Genomic DNA, 22,728 nt, shown 5'->3' with positions numbered 1-22,728 from the left:
GCAGCCTCCTGTCAGTTGCGGAAGATGGGGGGTTCGCTGAAATGAGCGCGACCGTTGCGCGATTCGAGCCAGGTGTCGTCGCCGATCGGCTGTGAGGGGCGCTCGATCGCGTTCGCGCGGTTTGCGTCGCTGAGCGCCTGCGACAGTTGCGTCGCGATCGATTGCATCTTCGTCTGGCTCTGCGTGAGGGCCTCGCAGCATTCGAGCGCAAGGCGGCACGCGAAAGACTCGACGAACAGTGCGTCGTAAGCGTTGGGATCCGTGATGCGCCGCGTGTAGCGAATGGCGAGCGGCGCGTCGATGTCCGTGAGGATATTGCCGCCCTCGATGCTATAAAGCCCGCGCGTGTCGCCGCGCGGATAAACGAGGAACTGGCCGATCTGGATCAGCGCGAGGTAGTCGGACGGCAACCGGTATTGATGCTGGAAGCCAAAGAGCGGAGGCGCCGCCAGTTCTGCGAGTTGGGCGCGCGCCTTCGCGAAGTGCCAGCGGTGCGCGCGCAGGCACGCGTCGAGCACGTAGTCGTAGCACGAGTTGAGCGCGGCCGCCGCCTTCGAGTCCTCGTCGAGCGAAGTGATGCGCGCCGACCCGAGCTTGGTCAGCGCGCGATTGGCGATGCCTACCTGAGATGCCATATGGTGCTCAGTCCGTTATTGCTCGCCGTCGCCGTCCTGCTCGTCGGGCGACGTTGAGCCATTCGTCTTCGGGGTCTCGATGACGGTCGCTCCACGCGCTTTTGGGCCACTGGTGCCCTCACCGCTCGCCGGCACGACCCACGACACCGCCTTACCGTTCTTGCCGATCACCTCACCGGCCTTAACGGTCACGTTCGGCATCTCAAACGTATCGCCCGGATTGCGGCGGCCGCCGCCGAAGTAGCCTTGCTTGGTTGCCTTGACCTTCATGAATGTCCTCTCAGGTTATGGAACAGCCGCGGAACGGCTTAGGCGATGCCGTCCGGGTACGCCTGCCAGGAGGTCGGATCCTGATCGGTCAGCCACGCATTCACGTTGAGCGTCGGCGTCGTGCCGCCCAGCGTGTAGTTGAGACGCAAGTAACGTTCGTTGGCGAACGGCATACCCATGACGTAGCGCGCACCGGCTTTCGCAGAAGCCGCGACAGGCGAGACGCTGCCGATGACGGTCGGCGAGCTGAATGCCGAGTTGTCGTCGGTCTGCAAATCGACCTGATACGTGCCTGCCGAAGCAGCATCCGCGCCGAGTTGAATCACGACCCACATCGCGCGGCCGGGGCCGATGTCGCGATCCGAGCCGAGGTCGATAACGTTGGTCGAAACGCCCGTAGCGGAGAGGGCTTGTGCGACCGAGAATTCCAGAAGCGAATCGATGATCATGGCGAATTCCTTGGGGGTGCTGGATATCTGGAAAAGCGGACCGCGTATCCGGCGGCCCGCGCTCCAATTACGAGACGACGCCTTCGGTGTTGAGCAGCGCGTCGGTACGCTGGACCGTGATGCCGTCGAACATCATCACGCGTTCGCCCGCGACCGTTTCCCACGAAAGGTTGTTCGCGACCTTGTCGATGATGCCGAGGCGCAACTTCTCGCGGAGGTTGCGATTGACGTACCACACGGCGCGCCCCATACCGAGCTGGGGAATGCGCTCGCCGGCCATGATCATGTACTTGATCAGCGCCTGCGCGTTCGCCGAGGTGGCGAGGTCGGACACGTCGATGTTGGCGACGCGCGCGACGTAGCGCCAGTCGCGCACAGTAAGGCCAATGTCCCAGCGATAGTGCGTGCGGTAGCCTTCCATGCGGCCGCCGTTGCCGTCGGCGTTCTCGATGGTCACCTGGCCTTTGTCGTTGACCTGCAAGCCCGCCTTCGAGCCCTTCGGATAGATCGAATGGCAGGTATTCGGCCCCCACACGATCAGCCATGCCGACGTGTTGTCCGCGCCCGCTCCGCCCGCATTGATGATGTTGTCGGCGTTCTGTGCGGTCAGCGAGTTGTACCGCGGTGCGAGACCGGTGAACTCGGCCGGCGCTGTGCCTTCGTTGCCGTAGATGAGCGTCTGTGCGACTTCCTGGCTCATGCCCTCGATCTTCGCGCGGTCTTCGGAGAGGCGGAAAGCGTTCGTGTTGCCGTTGAGGTCCGCGAGCGCCTTGTCGACTTCCGAGTAGTCTTCGAGCATCCCGCAGTTGTCCGTGACTTGCACGGTCGTGCTCTTGGTCGGCTGGACGCCACCATAGAGCTTGCGCCACGTCGGAACAGGAATGCCGCTGCGGACCGTCGTGCGGTGCCCCGTCGGCAGGTTGCCTTCGATGGCCGTCATGTCCTGAAGGATCGGATTCGTCTGGTTCATGATCTCAACGATCATGTCGACGGCGCCTTCCGGGTCCAGGCGCTTCGCGACATCGGCGAGCGTCGGATTGTTCACTTTGAGGGTTGCCATTGCGGCTCCTTATCGGGATTTGGAATAGAACTTCGACGCAGCGGCTTCTTCGTCATCGGTGGACGCCGCGCCGCTACTACCAGCACCACCCGGATTGAGGGTTCCTTCGCTCAGCGAAGCACCGATCTGCGAAAACACCTTCACGGTCTGCGCGTTGCCCGCAGTGCCCGCGAGCGTCTCGATCACCTCGACCGGCACGCCGAATTTGCGCATCGCCTGGCGGCCCAGTTCGAGGTTCTTGTCGTAGCTGTCGCCCCACTCGCCCTTGAGCGCGGTCATCTGCGCTTCGCCTTCGGCCTGGCGAGCTTGCTCGGCGGCCGTGTTCTGCTGCTCGACGAAGGTGTTCCACTTCGCCGTGAGGCCTTTCGCCTGCTCGGCAGAGATGCCCTGTTCGTGGAACCACGTGGAAGCGGTCTTGGCGAAGTCGGTATCGCCGAGTGCATAGTCCTCGGCCTTCGCGGGCGCGGTGTGCTTGGCTTCGAGATCACGGACGGCCTTCAGCACGTCGCCCGGTTCCTTGAAGCCCTTGTCGGTGACGTACTGCTTGAGGTCGGCGTCGGTGATGGCCTCGCGCCAGTCGGGCGTCGAAGACTGCGATGCGCTGGCCGCTGCGGCCGCAGCGGTGGCCGCGGTGCCCTGGCCGCTGTCGCCCGCAGCGCCACCTGTTGCGGCACCCGCATCACCTTCGGGATAGAAAAGCGCGGCGCGGCGCGCGAGATAGAAGCGCTGGTGCATTGATGCCCCACGTCAGTTGAACAATGGGGCATAGGGTGAATTGACGGGGGCGGGGAATCCCCCGATTCTTACGAGGGTGCAGCGCCCTGTGAGCCGCCGTAGAACGATGCCGCGCGTTCCTCGTCGGTGCGCTGCGCCTTTTCCGGGTCGAGCTGCATGTCGGTGATCTGAAGCGAGAGATTGCGATCGGTGCCGCTCTGGTTCTGATACTGGCTCGCGCTGCACACTTCGACGCGCGCGGTCATCGTGAACGGCGTGCCGACATCGGGCAGCGACGTGACGCCGAGCTTCGACAGCGACTCATCGTCCAGGCAGACCGTGAGCCCGTACGGATACGCGGGGCGGTCAGCATCGACAGTGGTCGGCGCGTCCGCAGTGCTTTCCTGCTTCGCCTCAACGGGCGTCAACTTCATCGAGATCATCAGGGGCCTCGTCTTTCAGGGAATTGAGCTGCGCGTCCGTCATGCGCAGGATCTGGAGGATGCGCACGTACACCTCGCGGCGGCCCTCGGCCACCATCGTCGCGTGCGTGTCGACGGTGCGCGAGATCGGCGACAGGGTGAGGATCGAGCGCTCGGCGCGGCAGAACTCCGCGAGGTCGCGCAGCACCGCTTCGCCGGCGGCCGTGAGCTTGCCGCGCTGATCCGTAAAGCACGCGCGGTATTGCGCGCGGCGATTGAAGAAGCGAAGGAACCGATTCATCGTGCGGCGCATTACACCCTCGCGGTCTGTGCGGTGACGGCCGCGTCGGCGAGATCCTTGGCCGCGCCGGCGGCGACGGGCGCAGCCTGAAGCACGGTCTGCATCTGCTGCGCCTGCGCCTCGGCCGCGTCGTTCTGGTCGATCTCATCCTGGGTGTTCATCGCATCGACCGGCACGCCGCTGTAGTCGGCCAGCAGGCGCCCGATGCGCACGCCGTTCACGAGCTTCATCGCGCGCTGATCGAACTGCGAGACCACGCCGAGCTGCTGGAGCCATTGCAGGATCGACGCGCCCTCGCCCGCGCGCATCGCCTTGTTGAGCGGGCTGTCGTATTCGATCTCGACGTCGGCGCCCGCGTTGCGCAGTTCCTCGGGCATCGGGGGCAACTGGCCCGCTTCGGCGAGGATGTCGAGCTCGCGCTCGATCAGCGGCCCGAGCAATTCCGTCTGCGTGCGACCGAGCGTCGGCGCGAGCAACACGCCCTTTTCCTGCGCGCGCTGCAACACCTCGGTCGCAGTCATGTCGCCGCTGTCGACGAGTATCTGAAACAGCGTGACGTAGAACCATTGATTGATCGTCTCGCGCGTCTGCTGCGCGAACTCGATGCCAATGTGCGCCTGCTTCCCCATTTCCAGCGGGCGCGCCATCGGGTTGCCCTTCTCGTCGAGGCCGCCCCAGTTGAGCGATCCGGACCGCATGTCGAACCCTTCGAGCGCTCCATCCTCCTGAAGCAGCATCACCGGATCGACCATCTTTTGCGCGCCGCGAATGTTCGTGCGCGCCTGCTCGTTGGCCATGCGAATGTCGGGGATCGCGTCGTACGCGGGGCTACCGCCGTACACGTCGTCAGTTCCGACATAGAAACGCCCGATCGCGAACGGGAACGTGCGGAAGCCGCTGTTCTGCACGATGCGCTCGCGGCTCTCGTCGAGCCAGTACGAGGCGAACCGCATGTTGCGGCCGTCGAGCTTGCGCGCATCGCGGTCCGCGCGCGGCTCGACCACATGCAGGAATTCGAACGATTTTTCCGGGTCGCGCTCCAGCGTCGATTGCATGGACGGCGAGAGGTTTTCCCGCCCGAAGCGCTGCGCCGCCTGGCGCAACGTGAGCTTCCAGCGCACGTGCGTCTTGTCGAGGATCCCGGCATTGTTCTCGGCGAACCACAGGTTCTGCATCGGCACGTTGCGATAGACGATGCCGTGTCCGACGTCGTGCTCGATCATCAACGCACCAGGCCCGAACAGGCCGATGCTCTGGTACGTCGCGCCGATCTGCGTCACGAAGCCGCCACGCCAGCGATAGCGCACGGCGAACAGAACGTCGACGACCTGCTGAAGATAGGCCTTCACGTTCGGCTGCTCGCCGAGCGGTTCGCTGGACGTGCCCAGGCGGTGCCAAAGCTGCGTCTGCGGCGTGATCATCGAGTCCATCGCCGCGACGAAGTTGCGCAGCGCGAGCGGCGCGGTCGAGTCGAAAATCTTCTGCGATCGCTCGCGGCCGCGGTCGCTGTCAGGGCGCGGCTTCTGCCCGAACTTGTCAAGGCGCGGCATCAGGTAGTCGATGACGTCGTTCCAGACCGCCTCGTACGACTGCCGCTTTTCCTTGAGGCGGCCGTGGTCCGCGACGACCGAATCGATGATCTTGGCGTCGTCGTTCGTCATTGGCCGAGGATCGCCTTGGTGGCGGCCGATGCGGCCGGCGCGTTCACGGAGGATGCGTTGACCGTCGACGAGTCACCAGCGAGCACGGTTGCGGCGACGCCCCGCCGACGGCGCAGCCGGTTCGTGGCGTCATCCGTCGCCGTGGTGGTGTCGGTGGTCGGCGCCGGTGTCTCGGTGACAGTGGGCGTCGAAACGTTGGGGGTGAGTCCGAGCAATTTCACATGCCTCTCCGGGAGATTTTCGGGAGAGGCTACGGGCCGGGTGTCGGGGAATCCCCCGAATCAGTCGGTGATGGCGCGCGGCGGCCGCTTCTTCGCACCATCTGCGCGCGGGCGCCGCACGAGGTGCTTATGCTCGCCCGCACCCACGAGCGCATACTGCAACGCCTCCGCCACGTGCGAGAACATGTTCTTCTCGGCCTTGTCCGCGTAGCGCTCGCCCGTGACTGCCAAGCGCCGGAAGCAATAGCCACCGGCGAGCGCCTTGCGCAGCACCTTGCAGCGCGGGTCGATGAGAAAGCCCGGCTCGCGGTCGATCATTCGCGTGAGCACTTCATCCACCGCGCCATAGCGCAGCGCTGTGTCGTTCGTCGGCGCGGCCTTCGCTTCGAGCCCAGCGGCGCGTAGCATCTTGAGGGGCGTATCCTCGTCATCGGACTGTGAGCGCTGGTCGCCCGCCGGGTCGCCTGAGATCGGCAGCACCTCGTTCTCGGGGTAAAACGTTTCGAGGTGTAGCTGGATCTCCTTCGCGAACTTCTTCGCGCCCAGGCTCGTGGCCACAACCTCGCTCAGCGCGCGCCATCCACCCATCGCCTTGCGCTGAAGGAACACGGCCGCCGGCGTGAGGCCAAAGTCCACACCGATGTAGATCGGCGAGCGCGGCAACAGATCGAGCGGACGACAGTGGAGCGAATCAACATAGTCCGGATGAATCGGCTTGCCGTCGATGACGAACCCATACTCGTTCGCGAGGTTGACCTTGATCCAGTCGGCCTTCTTGCCCTGCATGCCTAGCTCGTAGTAACCGGGCGGCAGGTTGATCAGGTTCTCCGCGTCCGGGTTTGGCACGTAGCCATCGCCCTGCTTTATCACGCCGCCGGGCTGCGCGAGGAATTCCCAGCCTTCGGGCTTGTCTTCTTCGGCGAGCTGGTAGAGCCAGTGATCATCGTCGGGCGAGTTGGTGTCGCCGAAGATGCCGTACCACGTGGGCGCAACCTCTTTCGGATAGCGCCCCACCCGCAAGTCGAGCATGTCGACCACGGCTTTCGATAGCTCCTTCAACTCGTTCAACCAGACCCATGTCGCTTGCAGGCCGCGCGCCTTCTTCACGTGCTCGGGCCGATCGAACGCGATGAACATCACCTCGGCTTCGACGCTCGTGCCGTCGTCGAGGTCGAACGACAGGTAGTGCGTGGGCGGCTCGCGGCCGCCCGCCACGTAGCGGCCGAGGTCTTCGAACATGTCGAGCCAGTCCTTGATCGTGGTCGAGGACAGATCCGAGTAGGTGTTGCGCACGGCGATGCCGCGGGTGCGCCGCACGCCGTCGGCGTCGGGCTCCTGCGCGCACAGGATGCGGAAGCCCTTCCAGCACGACGCGTTCGTCTTGCCGCTGCCGAGCGGGCCGCGAATGACGGTGCGGCGCGTGGTCGAAAGGATGTAGGTTTCGAGCGTCTTGCCCTGCGGCTCGTAGCGGAAATCGATCTCGTGGCTCATGCGTCTCCCGTCTCACCGTCATCGTCTGCGGTGCGCTTCTTGCGCCCGGTGAAATCCTTCACGCGCACCTTGGGCCGCGACAGTTCCAGCTTGTCGTTCCACATGCCGAGGTGGCGGCCGACGAGTTCGGCGGGCTTCGTGCGGTCGCGGATCTTCGCCTCGATACCGTCCTTGCCCTGCTTGATGCCGTCGAACAGCCGCCGCGCGTCGCCGACCAGGGTGCGCGTGTCGCGGATCCGAACACGGCCGTGGCCCTCACCAAAGCATTCCTCGCACTCCTGCTTCGGATCGCGGCGCGGATCCCAGCCTGTGCCGCCCTTCTCGTCGAACGCATCGAGCGGCGGCTTGCCCTCGTCGACGCGCTCGCGGCTGAGCTTCGCGTGCGCTTCGCGGTCGCGCTCCATCTCGCCGCGCGTGCGCTGATAGCGGTTGCTCGCGCCGTAGCAGTAGCGGCAGCACGTGCGACGGTATTCGGTGATCTCGGTCGCGTCGGCGCGCATGACGGCGAGCAGTTCGCGCAGCACCTCGTCGGCGCTCGTCTCGACGCGCGTGGCCCGCGCCCGCATGAGTTCGTTGATGCGATCGCAGATGCGCGGCATTTCGAGCAGCAGATACGCGCGCTGCTTGGCGCTGCGCGCGCTGTAGCCCGCGCGAATCGCCGCCTGCGTCCCGTTGAGATCGACGAGATATTCCTTGCAGAACATCTCTTCCTTCGGCGTGAGCGGCTTGTGCCTCATACGCGTACCGCCCGCGCGCCAGGCATCGAGCGCAACGCGACAGGACGAAGCGGCGCTTGCTCACGCGCCCGGCCCATGCGACGCATCCACAGCACGACCAGCAGTTCGCCGCGGAAGTGGCCGGGCGAGCTGATCTCTTCGGCGTAGTCGCGCAACTGGCGCTCGCTGATGTACCCATCGATCGAATCGACGATGTCCTGGTTGCTCATCGGAATGCGCTTGAGATCGAAGATGATCTCGCGCCAGTTGATTTGCATCGCTGCCATGGTGGTTCGCTCCCCGTGCGCGGAGACGACGCGCCACGGCAATTGCTTCGCCGTGCTTGCCATCGTCAGACGCGCTGCATAGAATCTTCGGTGCCAACCTGGACGGCTAGCAGAGCGTCTGACACGCGGCCGGTTGCTTTCGCGAGCACCGGCCGTTTTCTATTTCTCGACCGTCAGAACAGCGCGCGGGCGCGGTTCACGAGGTTCTTGATCTCGACGACGATCACGGCGCCGGGGCGCTGCAACTCGGCTTCGATCTGGCCGAGGATCGGATGGATCGGGTGGTCGCTGCCCGCCTTCAGGGCCGTGAGCTGCGCTTCGAGGTCCACGATCTTCGCGTTGGCCGTGTCGAGCTGCGATTGCAGGTCAGCGGCCGTATCGGCATCGGTCTGGGTACCCGCCGCGGTGCCTGCGTCTTGCGAGGCAGTCGTCGCAGACGATGACGTGTCGCTTACGGACGTGGTGGCCGCAGCCGATGCAACGCCTTCCCCCAACGCCGTGCCCTCCGCGTCAGCGCCGGATGCGATTGCTGCCGCCGGCGTGGAGTTCGAAGGATCGCTCGAAGGCAGCGCGCTGGCATCGTTCGCAGACGACGAGGTTTCCGAATCGATCGAGGACGAAGCAGTCGTCGTGGATTCGCTCGGCTCCCCCGCTGCGGCCGCGCCAGCCTCCTGCGCGTCAGTGGTGGTCGAGGCGTCGGCGCTTGCGGAAGCCTTCGAGTCGGTGGAATCGCTCGACGTAGGCACGCTGGCGTTTCCCGCGTCAGCCGCCCCGGCACTCGTCGCATCCGCAGATGCTGCGGAGTCGGTCGTGGAGTCTACCGACGGCGCGGCTTGCGACGCCGTCGAAGCGCCGTTTCCCGCGTCACCGCTGGTCGATGCAGCCGATGCATCGGAAGCCGACGCCGTCGCCGTGCCCGACGCACTCGTTTCCGCATCGTTCGCAACGGACGACGCGGACGCGTCCGTGGTCAAGTTTCCCGCATCACCAGCGGCATTTTGTGCATCACCAGCGGCCGTTTCCGCATCGGCAGCCACGTTTTGCGCATCGGATTCGCTGGATGCCGTATCACCGGCCACGCTCGAAGCCGAGGCATCGGCGGCAGAGGTCGCGCCCGTGGACTGCGCGTCCGATGAGGCACCACCAGCATCGTTTCCCGTGGCGGTTGACGAATCCGTTGATGCGCTTGACGAATCGGCGCTCGCGCTTGACGCGGCGGCGGTGTCGTCGTCAGCCATCATCATCGGCAGGACGGCGGCGAGAAGGAGTTTCAAGAGATTCGAGGGCATTGATTGCTCCGTTGGGTTGGGTGCTGCTTCAAAAGCGGACGAAATAGGCCTCGAAATTGGGCCTATTTCGGCCTTGACTAATCGATGAGAGTGAGGTGGTGCTTGTCGCAGTAGCGCGCGAACGCTGCGGCGTGCAATTCGCCGTCGAGCATCTCAATGCTGTGTCCGACCGTGCCGCCCTTCCACGAGCCTTTTTCTCGGCCCACTTCCTTGCTGAATGCGATGTCGAGATCGCGGCGCACGCGCGGGCGACGGAACAGCGAGAGCCACTTGAACCAACCTTCGCCAAAGCGCCACTCGCGTTCCTCGACGTGCGTCGCGGCCTCGATCTCTTCGCCGTCGTAGTCGCGGAATCGGAAGGTGCGCTTCGGCATGGTCTTCTCGAATTCGTAGCTCGAATTCCACTGAGCAGCGCGCACGGTACGGTCCGACGTTTCCCAGTCGGTACGCAGGTGCTCGCCATCCACGCCAAACCAGCTCTTGCGCACGTGCCGCCATTGCGTCCACGGCAGGAACTTCGACCAGCTTTTCGTCGTGCTGCTGTCGTGCGTCTGCGGGCCGAAGAACACCTGCAAGAAGCCTTCGTGAAGGCAGAATCCCCACTCGCGGCGGTGCACGTCCCAATAGCCAGCATCAGGGCGCGTAGCCCATTGATGGCCCGAGCAATCGACCCATCGGCGATACGGCTTCACGAACTCGGGCAGCGCGAACTCAACGCGCCGGTGGAATGCGTACAGCACGATCGCATTGCCCTGGTTCCGATATTCGCGGTCCGCCGTCTCGTAGGTGAGGCGCAGCGGGTTCCATTCGGTGCGTTCTATCTTCACGCGTGCATCTCCTGTTGATCGCGCCACGCCACAAACGGGCGGCGCACGAGGGTTTCGAGGCGGTGCGCTGCCTCGGGATTGGTTGCGAGTTCGCTGCGCGACTGCACGCCGCACGTGTCGCGGATGAATTGCGCGGCCGCGTCTGCGTTGACGTCGCGCGGCGGCACGCTGTATTGCGCCACCCACGCGCAGAAGTCGGCGCGGCGCGCGAGCATGCCGGCGAGCTGGACGATGTTCATGCGGCCACCTCGTCGTGCACTTCGTCGGCCAATGGAACGCCGCTGATCGGGCGCAGAAACTCATCGCGGATGACGCGAGTGCTCAGACCGCCCCAAATGCCCCCGGACAAGCTGACGATGCGCAGGTCGCAGCCCTCGACGTGCCAGCGCGGCGTCGAGCAGGGCGCGAGGCGCAGCGGGCCGTCTTGCAGCCACCCTTGCGCGGCGAGTGCCGCGACCGTGACGACGCGGCCCTCATTCACGCCCGCGACCACGTAGGCGAGATCACCAGGCTTGCAGTTCATCGCGCACCCCCGCAGATCGTCACGTGCTGGGCGACGTAGTCCGCCGCATCACCCACCGTGTTGATGATCGAGCCGACCACCACGAGTGCGGCGATCGCCATGAGCGCGCCTTGGGCCATGTGCTTGAGTGCGCTCATGCCGCCACCTCATCGAACAACGCCGATTGCGCCGGGCCTTCGCTCGCAGCCAGCGCGCGGATCGTCAGCACCACACGCGCTTCGCCATCCGGTTCGCAGCGCCGCGCGCTGTCGGACCAGATCCACTTGTCATCGACGATGGCGATGCCCTTGAGCGCGTCGTAAAGCACCTTGCGCGCGTTATCGACGTCCAGGCATTGCACGCTGTCGTCCCAATTCGCGCCGTGCTTGCGCTTGCGCGCCTGCCAGTCCTGCGGGCGCTTCGGATACAGGTCGATGTGCACGTGCACGCGGCCGACGATCGGCTCGACGATGCCGACGCCGCGGAGGATGAAGCCCACGTCGCGCTTGTATGCCTTCGCCTCGCTGCTCGGCGCGGTCATCGTGCGGCCGTTGAGCGGGAAGGATTTCCAGTAGCGATTGGCCGAGATCGGGTAAGGGAGCGTCACGGTCCGCACGGCGTGCGTCTCGGTCGAAGGGTTTCCGGTTTTGGGCTCGAAGTCATCGTTCGTCATGGATTCGCTTCCTCGATCGCTTGCTGGGCCCGCTCTGCGACGGGCGGGAAAAAGTCGGTTGCTGGCTGCGCATTCGGCACGTCAGCGGTCTGCACGGTCGTCGGGATCTGCTTCTGCACGCCGATCTCCGACACGGAGTCGATGAGCGCGCGTTCGAGGCGCATGAGCCACGCACGTACGCCGCCGTTCTGGCGCTCGCCTGCGGTCATGAGCAGGTCTTTGCGGCCCGCGACCATGAGGCGCTGCTGGATCGTGCGATAGGCGCGCTCCTCGCCATGGAACGACGAGTGATGGCGCCGGATCTCAATCGTCGAATCGACGAGGTGCATCTGCTTCTCGCGCAGCTCGCGCGTGATGGCGTCGTTGAAGGTCGACGGCTTGTTCACGTGGCAGAAGCAGTACCAGCGGCCTTCGCTGCCGAGACTGCCGAGCAGCGGGCAGCCGAACGCTGCGCACATGCCCCACGGTTGGCCGAGTTCTTCGCTCATGCGGCGGCTCCTTCGAGTTCAGCCTGGCGAGCGCGAATGCGGGCCTTGAACTGATCGGGGTATTCGCCCGGGCGAGCGCCACTGATGCCAAGCTCCCTGCAAAGCGCTTCGCGTTGCGCATCCGTCATCGCATCGAGAGAGAGCTTGGACTCGCGCTTCGGGCGCTCGGGGCGCCGATGCTTCTCAACGAACGTGCGGACGAAGCCTGCATTGACCGGCGTTGGGTCGTCCGTCACATCGCGATCAGCCACAGCCGAGTCGTACGCCTTGCGCAGTTCTTCCGCGGACACGGAAAGCGCAGCCAGGTCGATCACCTGCTGATTCGATGCCGTGATCCCGCGCGCAGCCTTGCCGCGTTCGCGTTCCCAGCCGATCAGGCTCACCGAAATTCCGGCGGCGGTCAGCACGCCGTCGATTTCGCGCGCACGTGAAGCAGTACCGCTGCCGTCGTTAGAACCTAGGGTGTTAACTTCTCCCTCTCTCTGTCCCTGTCCCTCTCCCTGTCCCTTGGAGTCGATTTCCCGAGGGACAACGCCACTTCCAGTTGGGGACATAGGAGGGTTGTCCTCGGGGACTCCCCCGCCTTGTCCCTGGGACAACTTATCTTTGTCCTCAAGACAAAGCGGCGGTGTCTTTGGGACACTAAGGGGCTGTCCCTGAGGACAACCGGCCGCCATCCAATCGTCGAAGTCGGGTTCGACGTACGGAACCTGATGTCGCTGGCAGTGCTTCTTGATGCGGGCGCACTCGGTCTTGAAGCGCTGCTTCAGCTTCGCGATCCAGCCGTCGCGTGCCTTCTCGGCGACCACCGGGTGATAGATCCGGCCGTCTGAGCATTTGAGCCAGCCACGCAGCGCGCCGTCGCGGCACTTCTGCCACTCGGTCAGCACGCGGCCGAAGCCGGCAAGCTGGGAAAGCGTGCGATCGTCGTCGGGCAGCGATCCGCACGGCACCTGATGCCACGCGGCGCACCAGAGCAGCACGGCGGCGCGGAATTCTTCGCCGCTGACCTGGATGGCAAGGTCGCTGTCGCGCAGCCGCACCACGTCGAGCGGCATGAACGGGAAGTCGCGCAGATCGCAATCGGCGGGGGTGAGCGGATTCGGGAGTGTGTCCATGGGTGCCCTCGCCTTACTTCTCGACCATGCCTTCGATGCGATTCGAGAGGCCGAACAGCTTCGAGAGGTGCGTCCAGATCGCGTCGCGGATGCGCTTGACCTCGTGCCGCTCGACGATGCCGTCGGCGAAGGTCTCGTTGATGGCTTTGCCAATCTCGCCGTGCGACTGCCACGACTCGGCGACCAGCTCAAGCACCGCACCGTCCGAGCAGTTCTCCGCTTCGGGGATCTGCACGAGCGCCTTGCCGCGCTCGCGCGCCCACGCTTCGAGGATGCGATCGTCGTCGGCGAGTTCCGTCATGCGCACGGCCTCGGCCAGCGTGAGGTGATTGCGGTTCTCGGGCCCGCGATTCAGGACGACCTTGTTGCGCAGAAGCGCGCCGGAGGACAGGCCCATGCGCAACGCGAGCGCGTCCGTTCCCCCGTGTGGATAGTCGTGCGCAACTGCGTGCGCTGCGTCGGTTGTGTTCAAGATCGCTCCGAACGTATGTTGTCCGATCCCGACGGCGTGCCTAAAGTACGCTTCGAGATGGAACGTAATGGGCGGGGACTCTCCCGTGCATGGTTCCGCCACCGGCCGCCAAGCCACGACACCGAAACCACTGCTACGGGGAGTCCCCATTGACTCAAGAAGACGAAATCGAAAACCTCAAAGGCCAGATGGCCGCGTTACAGGCTTTCGTGCAGAGCGCCATCAACATCAGCGCCGATCTGGACGGCCTGCTCACCGCTTTCGAACTAGTCCTCGTCGACGCTGAAGGGGTTTGGGCGGAAGCTTCCGACGAATTCCACGTTGGGATGAGCGGGAAGGCGGCTCTAATACGCCAACACCTCGCAGCCACGAAAGGATTGCGGCCCCTTCCGCCTCGGAAGGTCCGAATTCCGCTGGACCCGCCGAGCGGATCCGAGTGACGAAGCACTCGGCCCGCGCCTGATCAAGCGAGCGCTGCACCGCCATCGTCGCGCGGTCGAGTGCGCGCTCGCGCTCGTCGGGCGCGCTCATGCGGCCGCCGGTTCGGTGGCGGCAGTCGAAGGGATAAATCCAGCCGGAACCGGCTTCCCGGCTTGAACCGCCGCGCCAATCACCATCGCTGTGCGCTGCTGATCGAGCTGCTCCGGCCACTGCGACACCGCGCCCTTGGTGATTCCAAGCGCGCGAGCCAACGCAGCGCCACTCCCGAAGATGTCGGCCGCTTGCTGTTTCGTTAGGTTCATCTAAGGCTCCAGTAGGCAATCGTCGCCAGTATAGAACCCTAAACTGAAAATGAAAAGTAATCTAAACCGGTAATGGTTTAGATTTCTAACCTATGAGCACACTAGAAGAACGCATCCGGACCGTCCTAAGCGAAACAGGCGTGGAACAACTCGCCTTGGCGGAAGCGGCCGGCGTGACAAAGAGCGCCGTAAGTCAATGGCTCGACGGAAAGATCAAGTCGTTGAAACTTGAGTACGCCGTTGGGATTCAGGAGAAGTACGGCTACAGCGCCATTTGGCTGGTGCTTGGGAAAGGTGAAAAGATGGTTCCGGGTATCCACCCTGATGATCCGTTCAATCCGATCCCGCTTCCGCCGGGGCGGCGCATTCCTGTTGTGGGGACCGCACAGTTGGGTGACAACGGATTCTGGGCCGAGCTGGAGTACCCGGTTGGCCATGGCGACGGCTATCTGGATTTCCCGTCGGGTGACAAGGACGCGTATGGCATTCGCTGCCGCGGCGACTCGATGTTGCCGCGGATCAAGGACGGCGAGTACGTCATCATCGAGCCAAACCGAAAGATCGAGAATGGCGACGAAGTGCTGGTCAAGTCCAGCGACGGCCGCGTGATGATCAAGCTATTCCTCTACTCGGCGCAGGGTCGCTCCCATTTCATGTCTGTGAATGAGGCGCACAAGCCGATCGCCATCGATTCGAAAGAGATCGAACGGCTGCACTTCGTCGCGGCGATCGTGAAGCCGTCGAGGTGGCTCCACGGGTAAGAGATGCTGGCGCGGCTAAAAAGAGATTTCAGCAAAAAACCAAAGCTACGGGGTAACAATGATTGGCAAGACGGCAAGATGTCTCTTGGCGGCCACCGCGCTATGTTGGGCTGGTATCGCGGCCGCGCAGGTTCAACTCGCACCCAAGGAAGGTGAACAAGACGCAGGTGCGTGGTCCAGTTTCATCCTTCGACCCAAGGGCTATCCAATATTCAGGGCCTCGAACACCGGCTCGGGAATGGCCACAAACGTGGACGTCCTCGCGCCAGACTGCACGGCACAGATGGCGTTCAACATCGCATTCGATGCTCCGGCGCAAACCGAGTCCGGGTCATCGCAGATCACGGGCGGCATGCGGGTAGATATGGGGCCACTCCATCCGGTGAGCTTCACGGTTGGCGCGACGGTGATGGGGGATCAGTATTTCATCGTGACGTTGAACGCCACGCCTGACTTTGCGGCGCTCATAACAGAAATGGAATCCGGCCAAGCCCTGCGCATCAGGTTTGATGTTGGCAGCGGCGGCCCCGCGATCAAGACGGTGCCGCTAAACGGATTTATGTTGGCGGCAACCCGATCGTTGCAGACCTGCACCGCGGTGAGGGACTCGATTGCCAAGGATCAAGCGGCCTCGAAGAAAGCCAAAGTCCCGAAAGGCGGCACAGCGCTTTAGCCATCTAGCGACACAGCCGTCCATGACGATCCCGCTCCGGCGGGATTTTTTTTCGCCCTCTGGTTTAGTATTCTTGACTGCAATAGTTTAGCGTTCTACACTTTGCCTCACCGCGTCACTCCACGGCGCTGCGAGGCAACGATGAACCTCTCCCTGTATTTCCATCTCCGCGCGCGCTTCATGCCCGCGCTCGACGCGATCCAGTGCGCGCGCATGGCGCTGGTGCTGGGCCACGTTCGCCTGTTCGACGAGGTCTGACCATGGCCCGCATCGAGCGCTGCGTGCGCATCACCATCGAGCAGATGACCGAGCCCGACGACGTGCTGCTGGCCGAGATCGAGGCCGATCACGTGATCGAAACCGACATTGACGGCGAAGTGCTCGACTCGTTCGCGATCGTCAACGGCGCCAAGCTGCCGATCCCCGTCAGCGAAGACCAGATGAACGCCTTCTACCGTGCAGCGTGGGGGGCGGCTCATGTCTGAAACCGCGCACAGCGAAAAGCAACTTGAGGCGGTCCGCGATGCAGTCGCCGAGGCGCTTGGCGATGCGTACGACTGCGTGCGCGTCTGGTCGGCATGGGGTTACGGCACGATGAGTTCGGATGACTTCGTTCGCGTCGCGGCGGACGACGACCGCGTGCACGAAATCGCTACGGCTGCGCTGGATGCATCAGGCGTCGCCGAGATCGTCTCTGCCCTTCGCCTTGTCGCCATGCGCACCGTGCTCACCTCAGGCGTGCGCGCCGTCGTCGATGCGGCGCTCGCGAAGGCCGGATATCCGCACGTTGAGCCGCAGGCGCCGCGCTTCGCTGACACGGGCTGCTCGCAGTGCGGCAAGAGCCTCGGGCCCGGCGACGCCGGCGTGAGCCGTTGCAGCGAGCACAGCGAGCCGGTGCGCCATGTCCGCATCTGTGGGGAAAACCTGTGATGCGCGCGGCCCACGATAACGCCCTGCTTGGCTTCGCGCTGCGCCCGTCGCGCGCGCGCCGTGCTCTCGAATGCGTCGCGTGGATGGCGGCATACGGCGGCGCGATCGCCGCGCTCTGGTACGGCGCCCTTCAGATTGGAGCCATGCGATGAGCACGCTCGCACAGTTCACGAAGCGTCGCGCGGCCTTCGAAGCATTCCTCGTCGAACGTGGTGCGCAAGTCTTGCAGCCGACGAACGAATGGGAAGTGCTGCGCTTCAAGACGGCGCGCGGCGTCTCGGTCATCTACCGCAACGCGAAAGACGGCCTGACCTTCACCGGCGAAGCGGCGGACGCATGGAACGGTCTTGCCAAAGGCAATAACTGGCGCGGCGTCGAGGCCGTGAAGCGGCCGCCGAAGGTCAGCGCCTACGTGCGCGCGCTGCTCAAGCGCGACGGCGACGCCTGCTTCTACTGCGCACAGCCAATGAGCGAAGAGGATCGCACCGTCGAGCACCTTGTCGCGCGCTCGCATGGCGGCCCGAATCATCTGAGCAACATGGTCCTGGCGCATCGCCTCTGCAATGCCAACGCCGGCCACTTGAGCGCGATGGAAAAGATCCGCCTCCGCGAAAGCCGGGAGGCCGCATGAAAACGCCCTTCGACTATCTCGCCGACGTGCTCGAACGCATCCACGCCCGCAGCCCCATTGCCGCTTACCTCGTCGCGCTCGTGATCGCTGTGCTGTGCACGATCGCGCTCGCCAATCTCAACGCCGACGGCTCGTCCGTCATCCCTCACCCTGGAGTCCACGCATGAGCCAGAAGCAAACCACCGAACTGACCGTCGTCGAGCGCGCCGCGCTCGCGCTTGGAACGTCCGAACGCGAAACGAAGCTGCGCGAGCTGGTCGCTAACTTCACCACGATCACCGAAATCAAGAACGCGGCCGCACGCGATCAGTGCCACGGCGCGCTGATGACGCTGCGCACGACACGCACCGACATCACGAAGGCCGGCAAGACGGCACGCGACGACGCGAACGCGTTCTCGAAAGCCGTGATCGCCGAGGAAAAGCGTCTGGTCGCGATCATCGAGCCGGAAGAGACGCGCCTGCAAACGCTGCGCGACGTGTGGGACGAAGCGCGCGAAGCAGAAAAGCGCGCGGCCGCCGAGGCCGACGCGCGCCGCATCGCCGCCATTCGTGCGCAGATTAACGAGATCCGCGCGTGCGTCGCCGTGGCCGTTGGCAAGTCGTCGGCCGAGATCGACGGCGCGATCGCAGCGCTCGAAGCCGAGCAGATCGGCACGGATCGTTTCGCGGAACTGACCGGCGAGGCCGAAGCCGCGCGCGGCGAGACGCTCGACAAGCTGGCCGAGATGTTCGCGGCGGCGCGCAAGCAGGAAGCCGAAGCCGCGCGGCTCGCCGCCGAGCGTGCCGAACTGGAGCGCCAGCGCGCCGAACTCGACGAGCAGCGCCGTCGCGACGAGGAAGCCCGCGTCGAGCGCGAGCGCGTCGAACGTGAAGCGCGCGAGGCCCGCGAAGCTGCGGAACGCGCAGAACGCGAAGCGCGTGAGCGCGCCGAAGCCGAGCAGCGCGCACGCGCGGAAGCCGCCCGTCGCGAGCAGCAAGCGCGCGAGGACGCAGAGCGCCGCGCCGCGATCGACGCCGAAGAACGCCGCCTCGCCGCGGAGCGTGCGGAAATGCAGCGCCGCCAGGCCGAACTGGCTCGTGCAGAGGCCGAGCGCCACGAGCGTGAACAAGCCGCGCTGCGCGAGATGGAGGAGATCCGCGAACGCGCCGAGCGTGAGAAGAAGCTGCGCGAGCGCGCGGAGAACCGTGCCGCGATGCTTGCCCCCGAGCCGACGGGTGGCAATTGGTCCGTGTCGGTCCGCGGCGGCGGTTGCATCGTCACCGATACCCCGATTCCCGGCGCAGTAGGCACCGGCCATGCCGACGTCGAAGCCTACGGCGGCCATCTCATCGCCGAGAGCATCTATCGTCCGGCCGACGCGCACATTCTCGCCGCCGCACGCGACATGTTCGACGCGCTGCGCCAGTGGCAGCACGCCGAGCGCGTCGCCGATGCCGACGAACTCGCGAACGCGCGCACCGCACGCGATGCAGCTATCGAGCGCGCGATCTACGTCCCCACCGAAGAAGCAGTCGCAGCCTAACCACCCCACCAAGCCCGGCCGAGTCTCGGGCCACGGAGAAACCATGTCTGACAACGCAATCACCACCAACACGCAAAGCAACGCGCCGGCGCAATTCGACCTGTCACCGCGTTCACTCGAAGAGGCAATGAAGTTCGCCAACCTGCTCGCCGATTCGAGCATCGTGCCGAAGGATTTCATCGGCAAGCCCGGCAATGTGCTCGTCGCCATCCAGTGGGGCATGGAACTCGGCCTCAAGCCGATGCAGGCCATGCAGAACATCGCCGTTATCAACGGCCGTCCGTCCCTTTGGGGTGACGCGGTCCTCGCGCTCGTGCTCGCTTCCCCGGTCTGCGAATACATCGAAGAGTGGGAGGAAAACGGCACCGCCTATTGCAAGGCGAAGCGCCGCGGCAAGCCCGAGGACGTCCAGTCATTCAGCGAAGAGGATGCGAAGAAAGCAGGCCTGATCGGCAAGCAAGGGCCGTGGTCGCAGTACCCCAAGCGTATGAAAAAGATGCGCGTGCGCGCATTCACCCTGCGCGACAACTTCGCCGACGTGCTCAAGGGCATTCCGATCACCGAGGAAATGATGGACGTCCAGCCCGTCGAGCGCGATATCACGCCGCGCGCCACGCCCACTCAGATCGCACAGCAGGCCGCTGATAGCGCACGCGTCGAGCGCGAGGACCGGCACGCCGAGATCATCCGGAACCTCGAAGGTGTCGCCAAAGACTACGGCTCCGAAGCGCTTGCCGAGTCGTGGGGCAAGCTCACGAAGGAAGACCGCAAGGCAATCGGCACGGCCGAACTCGACCGCCTGAAGAAGCTCGCCGCGACGGACGTGACGCCGAATCAGCAGGAAGCCACGGACGAAGGCCAGCCGGAGAACCGCGAGCCGGGAGCCGACGATGAGTGACGTCATCGAGCAGCGCTCCGACGAATGGCGCGCGCGGCGCGCCGGCAAGCTCACGGCGAGCCGCTTCGCGGACGCGATTTCGTTCTCCGGCGGCGAGCCCGGCGACGTCTACAAGTCGGGCCCGAAGAAGGGCCAGCCGAAGCCGCGCCAGTCCACCGGCGCGCGCGATCGCTACATGCGCGAGATCGTGTTCGAACGGCTCGCCGCTACGTCTACGCACGAGGTCGGCGGCCGCGCCACGAAATGGGGCGAAGAGGTCGAGGTGTTCGCGCGCGAAGCCGTCGAGCTTGAGACGGGCTTCATCATTCAGCAAGCCGAATTCGTCACGCACCCGCGCTACCTGTTCATCGGCGCTTCGCCGGATGGTCTCATCGATGCAGATGGCGGCTACGAATCGAAGTGCCCGATGGACGAAGCCGTGCACGTCAATACGCTGCTTACCGGTATGCCTGACGACCACGTAGCGCAGGTGCAAGGCGGAATGATGGTGACGGGCCGTAAGTGGTGGCTCTTTGCCTCATACGATCCGCGCATGCGCGAAGACCTTCGCCTGTACACGCAGCGCATCGAGCGCGACGACGCGTACATCACCAACACGCTCCTGCCCGGTCTGTTGCAATTCGAGGCCGAGGTGCAGGCACTCATCAAACGCCTGACCGCGAGGGCTGCATGAAACTGATCGCCAAAATCGAGCCTCAACCGCCGAAAGGAATCGCTTATATGCTCGGCGGCGAAACGTGGCTACCCATCGAGAAGCGCGAACCAGTTCGTTTAGCCGTCGAAGAGTGGGGAAACATGGGGCCGCTCGAGCTGCGCCCAGACGTGCCGGACAACGGTCATGGCTTTCGCGTTCGAATGACCTATTTCCCTGCACCCGACGGTGCGATTGGGTTCACGGACGTCGATGGCGAATTGTGGTGGACGGATACCGACATGTTCGGGCGAACAGAATCGGAGCGTGCCGCATGACCGCCTCCAACGACCTCTGGCGCCAAGTCGCAAGCATCCGCAACGCCGCGAATATCAGCGCCGTCGATCGCGAGCTGCTGCGCCCTGTGTTCGCCTCGTTCGATAACGGCGAGGTGCGCGCAGTGCCCGAGCGCGTGCAAGCCCGTATCCGCTTCTACGCCGCGCAGCAGCCCGCGAAGTAATAACCGCTCACCTACACGACTCACCGGCCGCCAATTCCCGAAAGTCAAATAGGAGCACGACCTATGTACGTCGAAATCGAAAGTGCGCTCGCGAAGATCACGTCCGTGACGCCGATCAGCGAAAAGCACGGCAAAAAGCGAGTGCCGGCGCACTCGATCATCTTCGAGCTGGCGATGAGCAACACCATCCTGATTCCGCTCGACAAGCAACTGCGCTCGGCCTTTTACCAGAAGCCGACGTCGGCCAGCGCCGATCCGAAGTCCGGACAGACCAAGATCGACACGTCGAACGTTGAGGACGGTATCTCGCAACTCAAGTTCCCGTGGTGGACGCAGTGGATCGAAATCCCCGGCGATCTCGTCGGCTGGGTGCTGACGTTCCACACCGGCAACAGCGAACGGTCGCACATTGTGCTTGAGGACGCGAAGGTCAGCGCGTTCGCGGTCCTGCCGAAAGACCTCGGCATCACGCTTCTCAAGTGCAAGGCGATCGTGCATCCGAGCGCACACGAGAAAGGGAAGATCGACGAGCTGCTGCAAACGGAAGTGAAGATTTCGATCCTGCCGCCCGACTCGGCGGCCCAGGGCGACATGATCGGCCATCCGCCGCAGACCGAGGCTCAAGACGACGCGAGCGAAAACGAAGGCGACGATCCTGAGGCGCACGACCCCGACGTGTTCGGCGAGCAGCCCGCAGCGTCCGGCGATGCGCCGCTCGAAGACCCATTCGCGGGTACCGATCTCGCGCGCGGCGTCGTGAAAAGCGACGCCAAGGTGACGACGAAGAAGACGCGCAAAGGCGGCCCGCAGCCCGATGGCTCGTGGCCCTTCCCCAGCGGCGCGCCCGCACACGCTTAACGGTTTCCGCGACGGCAGCAAGTCTGCCGAGTTGCGGCGTGTTTGGCCGGCGCCTGTACGGGCCGGTCCTTTTTCGAGAAACACAAAATGAAAGTGGCTATCGGAGATTTCGTGATTCGCAGCCAACACAAATCAATTTCTGGCTTCAGCAGATCCAAGTGCTTCGTGAACTGCACTCGTCTCAGAGTCGCAAATCGACTTTGCATGCTTAAACAGCTTGCTGGATTGCTCAAGCGCCTGCTTGCAGTGTCCTTCCCTAATCATCCGCTCGCCGGGGGAGATTCTGGGCTCACCAAGAAACCTCAACGCTCCAGAGACGACATCGAGTCTATCTTGGGCAGCTGCGACCACGCTCGCACAGTCACCGCTCAAAGGAGCCAAGCATTTGATCTCCTCGAATGTTATGTGAGTGATCGAGTCGACGCTCAGGCACATGCTCTGGAATTCCAGAACAGAGATAGGGGCTGCTTCAGCAGTTCTGAATCTTTCTCCAACGCTGGATGTAATTGCCAATGCTTCCTCAAGCTTGGCCACGATGCCAGCGGCAGTCAGCCGACCTACGACAAGAGCCTCGCGGTTTCTCTTTCGCCTATCGGACAACGCGGCCCAAAGTGCCACAGCCGCGGCAACGAACGTCCCGACGGCGACAAAGGCGTTCACCACAACGCCTGTTGCATCGACGTCCATTCCCGCCGGTGTTTCCGGCAGAAGCAGAGCTGGTTTGATCGGTGCGACCTTGGGCGCCTTCGTCGAAAGACAGTTGCACTGTTCTGCGTGCGCGACAGCTGTGAACGCCGCCGTTGCAATGCCTGCGAACACAACAAATTTGAAGATTTGCCTCAATGCGGCTTGGTAAGCCATCTTTTCCCCGTAGTCTATTTTAAGGGGAAAGATCGTAGCACAGCCGGCAGAGGTCTCCTGAACGTCCTGATAGTGCCGAGCTCTCTTGCGGCAACCGTGTC

General features: G+C 64.1%; 37 protein-coding genes. 14 read left to right on the top strand and 23 right to left on the bottom strand.

The window, feature by feature from the left end; genetic code table 11:
- Positions 1-11: 11 nt before the first annotated feature.
- The 13 genes from C7402_RS12655 to C7402_RS46275 form a co-directional block, all read right to left on the bottom strand.
- Entirely contained in the window at positions 12-635 is a 624-nt protein-coding gene (locus C7402_RS12655) for a phage connector family protein (protein WP_116610907.1), read from the bottom strand.
- Positions 636-650: 15 nt separating this feature from the next.
- On the bottom strand, positions 651-905 hold the full coding sequence (locus C7402_RS12650) for a hypothetical protein (RefSeq protein WP_116610906.1): 255 nt from the start codon (positions 903-905) through the stop codon (positions 651-653).
- A 38-nt stretch (positions 906-943) separates the two neighbouring features.
- Positions 944-1,354, bottom strand: coding sequence for a Bbp16 family capsid cement protein (locus C7402_RS12645; protein WP_116610905.1), 411 nt, complete (start codon positions 1,352-1,354; stop codon positions 944-946).
- A 67-nt stretch (positions 1,355-1,421) separates the two neighbouring features.
- On the bottom strand, positions 1,422-2,414 hold the full coding sequence (locus C7402_RS12640; RefSeq protein WP_116610904.1) for a major capsid protein: 993 nt from the start codon (positions 2,412-2,414) through the stop codon (positions 1,422-1,424).
- A gap of 9 nt (positions 2,415-2,423) precedes the next feature.
- Complete coding sequence (locus C7402_RS12635) at positions 2,424-3,149, bottom strand: hypothetical protein (protein ID WP_116610903.1); 726 nt, start codon at positions 3,147-3,149, stop codon at positions 2,424-2,426.
- Between the two features lie 68 nt (positions 3,150-3,217).
- Positions 3,218-3,571 carry a capsid staple protein gene (gene gp10, locus C7402_RS12630; protein WP_116610902.1) on the bottom strand — a complete coding sequence of 118 codons (354 nt, stop codon included), beginning with the start codon at positions 3,569-3,571 and terminating at the stop codon, positions 3,218-3,220.
- Complete coding sequence (locus tag C7402_RS12625; RefSeq protein WP_116610901.1) at positions 3,543-3,863, bottom strand: Bbp19 family protein; 321 nt, start codon at positions 3,861-3,863, stop codon at positions 3,543-3,545. The genes gp10 and C7402_RS12625 overlap by 29 nt, the downstream gene beginning before the upstream one ends.
- The gene (locus C7402_RS12620; RefSeq protein WP_116610900.1) at positions 3,863-5,512 is read right to left on the bottom strand and encodes a portal protein; all 1,650 of its coding nucleotides are present in this window, start codon (positions 5,510-5,512) and stop codon (positions 3,863-3,865) included. The genes C7402_RS12625 and C7402_RS12620 overlap by 1 nt, the downstream gene beginning before the upstream one ends.
- Positions 5,509-5,733: a hypothetical protein gene (locus C7402_RS12615; protein WP_116610899.1), complete on the bottom strand. Its 225-nt coding sequence runs from the start codon at positions 5,731-5,733 to the stop codon at positions 5,509-5,511. The genes C7402_RS12620 and C7402_RS12615 overlap by 4 nt, the downstream gene beginning before the upstream one ends.
- 60 nt (positions 5,734-5,793) lie before the next feature.
- On the bottom strand, positions 5,794-7,224 hold the full coding sequence (locus C7402_RS12610) for a TerL (RefSeq protein ID WP_116610898.1): 1,431 nt from the start codon (positions 7,222-7,224) through the stop codon (positions 5,794-5,796).
- Complete coding sequence (locus tag C7402_RS12605; RefSeq protein ID WP_116610897.1) at positions 7,221-7,961, bottom strand: terminase small subunit; 741 nt, start codon at positions 7,959-7,961, stop codon at positions 7,221-7,223. Before C7402_RS12605 ends, C7402_RS12610 begins: the two co-directional genes overlap by 4 nt.
- Positions 7,958-8,227, bottom strand: coding sequence for a hypothetical protein (locus C7402_RS12600; RefSeq protein ID WP_244314830.1), 270 nt, complete (start codon positions 8,225-8,227; stop codon positions 7,958-7,960). Before C7402_RS12600 ends, C7402_RS12605 begins: the two co-directional genes overlap by 4 nt.
- Before the next feature lie 173 nt (positions 8,228-8,400).
- Positions 8,401-8,721 carry a hypothetical protein gene (locus C7402_RS46275; RefSeq protein WP_133254471.1) on the bottom strand — a complete coding sequence of 107 codons (321 nt, stop codon included), beginning with the start codon at positions 8,719-8,721 and terminating at the stop codon, positions 8,401-8,403.
- A gap of 46 nt (positions 8,722-8,767) precedes the next feature.
- Here C7402_RS46275 and C7402_RS46270 point away from each other — a divergent pair, with 46 nt between their 5' ends.
- Positions 8,768-9,604 (top strand): hypothetical protein, encoded by an 837-nt coding sequence (locus C7402_RS46270; RefSeq protein WP_133254470.1) that lies wholly within the window; start codon positions 8,768-8,770, stop codon positions 9,602-9,604.
- On the opposite strand, the gene C7402_RS12590 is transcribed toward C7402_RS46270, so the two are convergent.
- Genes C7402_RS12590 through C7402_RS12560 form a run of 8 tightly spaced genes read right to left on the bottom strand, consistent with a single transcriptional unit; the run spans position 9,594 to position 13,596 of the window.
- Complete coding sequence (locus C7402_RS12590; RefSeq protein WP_116610895.1) at positions 9,594-10,343, bottom strand: hypothetical protein; 750 nt, start codon at positions 10,341-10,343, stop codon at positions 9,594-9,596. The two genes, C7402_RS46270 and C7402_RS12590, sit on opposite strands and share 11 nt — an antisense overlap.
- On the bottom strand, positions 10,340-10,582 hold the full coding sequence (locus tag C7402_RS12585) for a hypothetical protein (protein ID WP_116610894.1): 243 nt from the start codon (positions 10,580-10,582) through the stop codon (positions 10,340-10,342). The genes C7402_RS12590 and C7402_RS12585 overlap by 4 nt, the downstream gene beginning before the upstream one ends.
- Positions 10,579-10,866 (bottom strand): hypothetical protein, encoded by a 288-nt coding sequence (locus C7402_RS12580; RefSeq protein WP_116610893.1) that lies wholly within the window; start codon positions 10,864-10,866, stop codon positions 10,579-10,581. Before C7402_RS12580 ends, C7402_RS12585 begins: the two co-directional genes overlap by 4 nt.
- Positions 10,863-11,003 (bottom strand): hypothetical protein, encoded by a 141-nt coding sequence (locus C7402_RS46915; protein WP_165841872.1) that lies wholly within the window; start codon positions 11,001-11,003, stop codon positions 10,863-10,865. The genes C7402_RS12580 and C7402_RS46915 overlap by 4 nt, the downstream gene beginning before the upstream one ends.
- Positions 11,000-11,518 carry a RusA family crossover junction endodeoxyribonuclease gene (locus C7402_RS12575; protein ID WP_116610892.1) on the bottom strand — a complete coding sequence of 173 codons (519 nt, stop codon included), beginning with the start codon at positions 11,516-11,518 and terminating at the stop codon, positions 11,000-11,002. The genes C7402_RS46915 and C7402_RS12575 overlap by 4 nt, the downstream gene beginning before the upstream one ends.
- Complete coding sequence (locus C7402_RS12570; protein ID WP_116610891.1) at positions 11,515-12,006, bottom strand: hypothetical protein; 492 nt, start codon at positions 12,004-12,006, stop codon at positions 11,515-11,517. The genes C7402_RS12575 and C7402_RS12570 overlap by 4 nt, the downstream gene beginning before the upstream one ends.
- Positions 12,003-13,124 (bottom strand): DUF1376 domain-containing protein, encoded by a 1,122-nt coding sequence (locus C7402_RS47665; RefSeq protein ID WP_244314829.1) that lies wholly within the window; start codon positions 13,122-13,124, stop codon positions 12,003-12,005. Before C7402_RS47665 ends, C7402_RS12570 begins: the two co-directional genes overlap by 4 nt.
- A 13-nt stretch (positions 13,125-13,137) precedes the next feature.
- Positions 13,138-13,596 carry a phage regulatory CII family protein gene (locus tag C7402_RS12560; protein ID WP_116610890.1) on the bottom strand — a complete coding sequence of 153 codons (459 nt, stop codon included), beginning with the start codon at positions 13,594-13,596 and terminating at the stop codon, positions 13,138-13,140.
- 149 nt (positions 13,597-13,745) lie between these two features.
- On the opposite strand from C7402_RS12560, the gene C7402_RS12555 reads away from it, so the two are divergent.
- Entirely contained in the window at positions 13,746-14,036 is a 291-nt protein-coding gene (locus C7402_RS12555) for a hypothetical protein (RefSeq protein WP_116610889.1), read from the top strand.
- A gap of 87 nt (positions 14,037-14,123) precedes the next feature.
- Here C7402_RS12555 and C7402_RS12550 read toward each other — a convergent pair whose 3' ends face one another.
- Positions 14,124-14,339: a Cro/CI family transcriptional regulator gene (locus C7402_RS12550; RefSeq protein WP_116610888.1), complete on the bottom strand. Its 216-nt coding sequence runs from the start codon at positions 14,337-14,339 to the stop codon at positions 14,124-14,126.
- A 140-nt stretch (positions 14,340-14,479) separates the two neighbouring features.
- Here C7402_RS12550 and C7402_RS12545 point away from each other — a divergent pair, with 140 nt between their 5' ends.
- From C7402_RS12545 to C7402_RS12490, 12 genes are all read left to right on the top strand, one after another.
- The gene (locus tag C7402_RS12545; RefSeq protein ID WP_244314828.1) at positions 14,480-15,100 is read left to right on the top strand and encodes a LexA family transcriptional regulator; all 621 of its coding nucleotides are present in this window, start codon (positions 14,480-14,482) and stop codon (positions 15,098-15,100) included.
- 58 nt (positions 15,101-15,158) lie between these two features.
- Entirely contained in the window at positions 15,159-15,773 is a 615-nt protein-coding gene (locus C7402_RS12540) for a hypothetical protein (RefSeq protein ID WP_133254469.1), read from the top strand.
- A gap of 260 nt (positions 15,774-16,033) precedes the next feature.
- The gene (locus C7402_RS12535) at positions 16,034-16,258 is read left to right on the top strand and encodes a hypothetical protein (RefSeq protein WP_116610885.1); all 225 of its coding nucleotides are present in this window, start codon (positions 16,034-16,036) and stop codon (positions 16,256-16,258) included.
- Positions 16,251-16,703, top strand: coding sequence for a hypothetical protein (locus tag C7402_RS12530; protein ID WP_116610884.1), 453 nt, complete (start codon positions 16,251-16,253; stop codon positions 16,701-16,703). Before C7402_RS12535 ends, C7402_RS12530 begins: the two co-directional genes overlap by 8 nt.
- Positions 16,704-16,851: 148 nt before the next feature.
- The gene (locus tag C7402_RS12525; protein ID WP_116610883.1) at positions 16,852-17,334 is read left to right on the top strand and encodes an HNH endonuclease; all 483 of its coding nucleotides are present in this window, start codon (positions 16,852-16,854) and stop codon (positions 17,332-17,334) included.
- Complete coding sequence (locus C7402_RS12520; protein ID WP_116610882.1) at positions 17,331-17,501, top strand: transposase domain-containing protein; 171 nt, start codon at positions 17,331-17,333, stop codon at positions 17,499-17,501. Before C7402_RS12525 ends, C7402_RS12520 begins: the two co-directional genes overlap by 4 nt.
- The gene (locus C7402_RS12515; protein WP_116610881.1) at positions 17,498-18,859 is read left to right on the top strand and encodes a coiled-coil domain-containing protein; all 1,362 of its coding nucleotides are present in this window, start codon (positions 17,498-17,500) and stop codon (positions 18,857-18,859) included. The genes C7402_RS12520 and C7402_RS12515 overlap by 4 nt, the downstream gene beginning before the upstream one ends.
- Before the next feature lie 43 nt (positions 18,860-18,902).
- On the top strand, positions 18,903-19,757 hold the full coding sequence (locus C7402_RS12510; RefSeq protein ID WP_244314827.1) for a hypothetical protein: 855 nt from the start codon (positions 18,903-18,905) through the stop codon (positions 19,755-19,757).
- Positions 19,750-20,430, top strand: coding sequence for a lambda exonuclease family protein (locus C7402_RS12505; RefSeq protein ID WP_116610880.1), 681 nt, complete (start codon positions 19,750-19,752; stop codon positions 20,428-20,430). Before C7402_RS12510 ends, C7402_RS12505 begins: the two co-directional genes overlap by 8 nt.
- Complete coding sequence (locus C7402_RS12500) at positions 20,427-20,726, top strand: hypothetical protein (protein ID WP_133254468.1); 300 nt, start codon at positions 20,427-20,429, stop codon at positions 20,724-20,726. The genes C7402_RS12505 and C7402_RS12500 overlap by 4 nt, the downstream gene beginning before the upstream one ends.
- Positions 20,723-20,908 carry a hypothetical protein gene (locus tag C7402_RS12495; RefSeq protein WP_116610878.1) on the top strand — a complete coding sequence of 62 codons (186 nt, stop codon included), beginning with the start codon at positions 20,723-20,725 and terminating at the stop codon, positions 20,906-20,908. The genes C7402_RS12500 and C7402_RS12495 overlap by 4 nt, the downstream gene beginning before the upstream one ends.
- Positions 20,909-20,971: 63 nt before the next feature.
- A complete protein-coding gene (locus C7402_RS12490) occupies positions 20,972-21,766 on the top strand; it encodes a hypothetical protein (RefSeq protein ID WP_116610877.1) in 795 nt (264 codons plus the stop codon).
- A gap of 132 nt (positions 21,767-21,898) precedes the next feature.
- Here the strand turns inward: C7402_RS12490 and C7402_RS12485 are convergent, their stop codons facing one another.
- The gene (locus C7402_RS12485; RefSeq protein ID WP_133254467.1) at positions 21,899-22,627 is read right to left on the bottom strand and encodes a hypothetical protein; all 729 of its coding nucleotides are present in this window, start codon (positions 22,625-22,627) and stop codon (positions 21,899-21,901) included.
- Between the last annotated feature and the right edge of the window lie 101 nt (positions 22,628-22,728).

The organism is Paraburkholderia unamae, assembly GCF_003096875.1.
GTDB classification, from domain to species: Bacteria; Pseudomonadota; Gammaproteobacteria; order Burkholderiales; family Burkholderiaceae; genus Paraburkholderia; species Paraburkholderia unamae.
The sequence above is the reverse complement of the archived record's forward strand: the minus strand, read 5'-3'. Positions and strand labels throughout refer to the sequence as shown.

Coding starts and splice junctions, on each gene's coding strand:
- C7402_RS12655 (WP_116610907.1), bottom strand. CDS start 635: ATGGCATCTCAGGTAGGCATCGCCAATCGCGCGCTGACCAAGCTCGGG.
- C7402_RS12650 (WP_116610906.1), bottom strand. CDS start 905: ATGAAGGTCAAGGCAACCAAGCAAGGCTACTTCGGCGGCGGCCGCCGC.
- C7402_RS12645 (WP_116610905.1), bottom strand. CDS start 1,354: ATGATCATCGATTCGCTTCTGGAATTCTCGGTCGCACAAGCCCTCTCC.
- C7402_RS12640 (WP_116610904.1), bottom strand. CDS start 2,414: ATGGCAACCCTCAAAGTGAACAATCCGACGCTCGCCGATGTCGCGAAG.
- C7402_RS12635 (WP_116610903.1), bottom strand. CDS start 3,149: ATGCACCAGCGCTTCTATCTCGCGCGCCGCGCCGCGCTTTTCTATCCC.
- gp10 (WP_116610902.1), bottom strand. CDS start 3,571: ATGATCTCGATGAAGTTGACGCCCGTTGAGGCGAAGCAGGAAAGCACT.
- C7402_RS12625 (WP_116610901.1), bottom strand. CDS start 3,863: ATGCGCCGCACGATGAATCGGTTCCTTCGCTTCTTCAATCGCCGCGCG.
- C7402_RS12620 (WP_116610900.1), bottom strand. CDS start 5,512: ATGACGAACGACGACGCCAAGATCATCGATTCGGTCGTCGCGGACCAC.
- C7402_RS12610 (WP_116610898.1), bottom strand. CDS start 7,224: ATGAGCCACGAGATCGATTTCCGCTACGAGCCGCAGGGCAAGACGCTC.
- C7402_RS12605 (WP_116610897.1), bottom strand. CDS start 7,961: ATGAGGCACAAGCCGCTCACGCCGAAGGAAGAGATGTTCTGCAAGGAA.
- C7402_RS12600 (WP_244314830.1), bottom strand. CDS start 8,227: ATGGCAGCGATGCAAATCAACTGGCGCGAGATCATCTTCGATCTCAAG.
- C7402_RS12585 (WP_116610894.1), bottom strand. CDS start 10,582: ATGAACATCGTCCAGCTCGCCGGCATGCTCGCGCGCCGCGCCGACTTC.
- C7402_RS12580 (WP_116610893.1), bottom strand. CDS start 10,866: ATGAACTGCAAGCCTGGTGATCTCGCCTACGTGGTCGCGGGCGTGAAT.
- C7402_RS46915 (WP_165841872.1), bottom strand. CDS start 11,003: ATGAGCGCACTCAAGCACATGGCCCAAGGCGCGCTCATGGCGATCGCC.
- C7402_RS12575 (WP_116610892.1), bottom strand. CDS start 11,518: ATGACGAACGATGACTTCGAGCCCAAAACCGGAAACCCTTCGACCGAG.
- C7402_RS12570 (WP_116610891.1), bottom strand. CDS start 12,006: ATGAGCGAAGAACTCGGCCAACCGTGGGGCATGTGCGCAGCGTTCGGC.
- C7402_RS47665 (WP_244314829.1), bottom strand. CDS start 13,124: ATGGACACACTCCCGAATCCGCTCACCCCCGCCGATTGCGATCTGCGC.
- C7402_RS12550 (WP_116610888.1), bottom strand. CDS start 14,339: ATGAACCTAACGAAACAGCAAGCGGCCGACATCTTCGGGAGTGGCGCT.
- C7402_RS12540 (WP_133254469.1), top strand. CDS start 15,159: ATGATTGGCAAGACGGCAAGATGTCTCTTGGCGGCCACCGCGCTATGT.
- C7402_RS12535 (WP_116610885.1), top strand. CDS start 16,034: ATGGCCCGCATCGAGCGCTGCGTGCGCATCACCATCGAGCAGATGACC.
- C7402_RS12530 (WP_116610884.1), top strand. CDS start 16,251: ATGTCTGAAACCGCGCACAGCGAAAAGCAACTTGAGGCGGTCCGCGAT.
- C7402_RS12525 (WP_116610883.1), top strand. CDS start 16,852: ATGAGCACGCTCGCACAGTTCACGAAGCGTCGCGCGGCCTTCGAAGCA.
- C7402_RS12520 (WP_116610882.1), top strand. CDS start 17,331: ATGAAAACGCCCTTCGACTATCTCGCCGACGTGCTCGAACGCATCCAC.
- C7402_RS12515 (WP_116610881.1), top strand. CDS start 17,498: ATGAGCCAGAAGCAAACCACCGAACTGACCGTCGTCGAGCGCGCCGCG.
- C7402_RS12510 (WP_244314827.1), top strand. CDS start 18,903: ATGTCTGACAACGCAATCACCACCAACACGCAAAGCAACGCGCCGGCG.
- C7402_RS12505 (WP_116610880.1), top strand. CDS start 19,750: ATGAGTGACGTCATCGAGCAGCGCTCCGACGAATGGCGCGCGCGGCGC.
- C7402_RS12500 (WP_133254468.1), top strand. CDS start 20,427: ATGAAACTGATCGCCAAAATCGAGCCTCAACCGCCGAAAGGAATCGCT.
- C7402_RS12495 (WP_116610878.1), top strand. CDS start 20,723: ATGACCGCCTCCAACGACCTCTGGCGCCAAGTCGCAAGCATCCGCAAC.
- C7402_RS12490 (WP_116610877.1), top strand. CDS start 20,972: ATGTACGTCGAAATCGAAAGTGCGCTCGCGAAGATCACGTCCGTGACG.
- C7402_RS12485 (WP_133254467.1), bottom strand. CDS start 22,627: ATGGCTTACCAAGCCGCATTGAGGCAAATCTTCAAATTTGTTGTGTTC.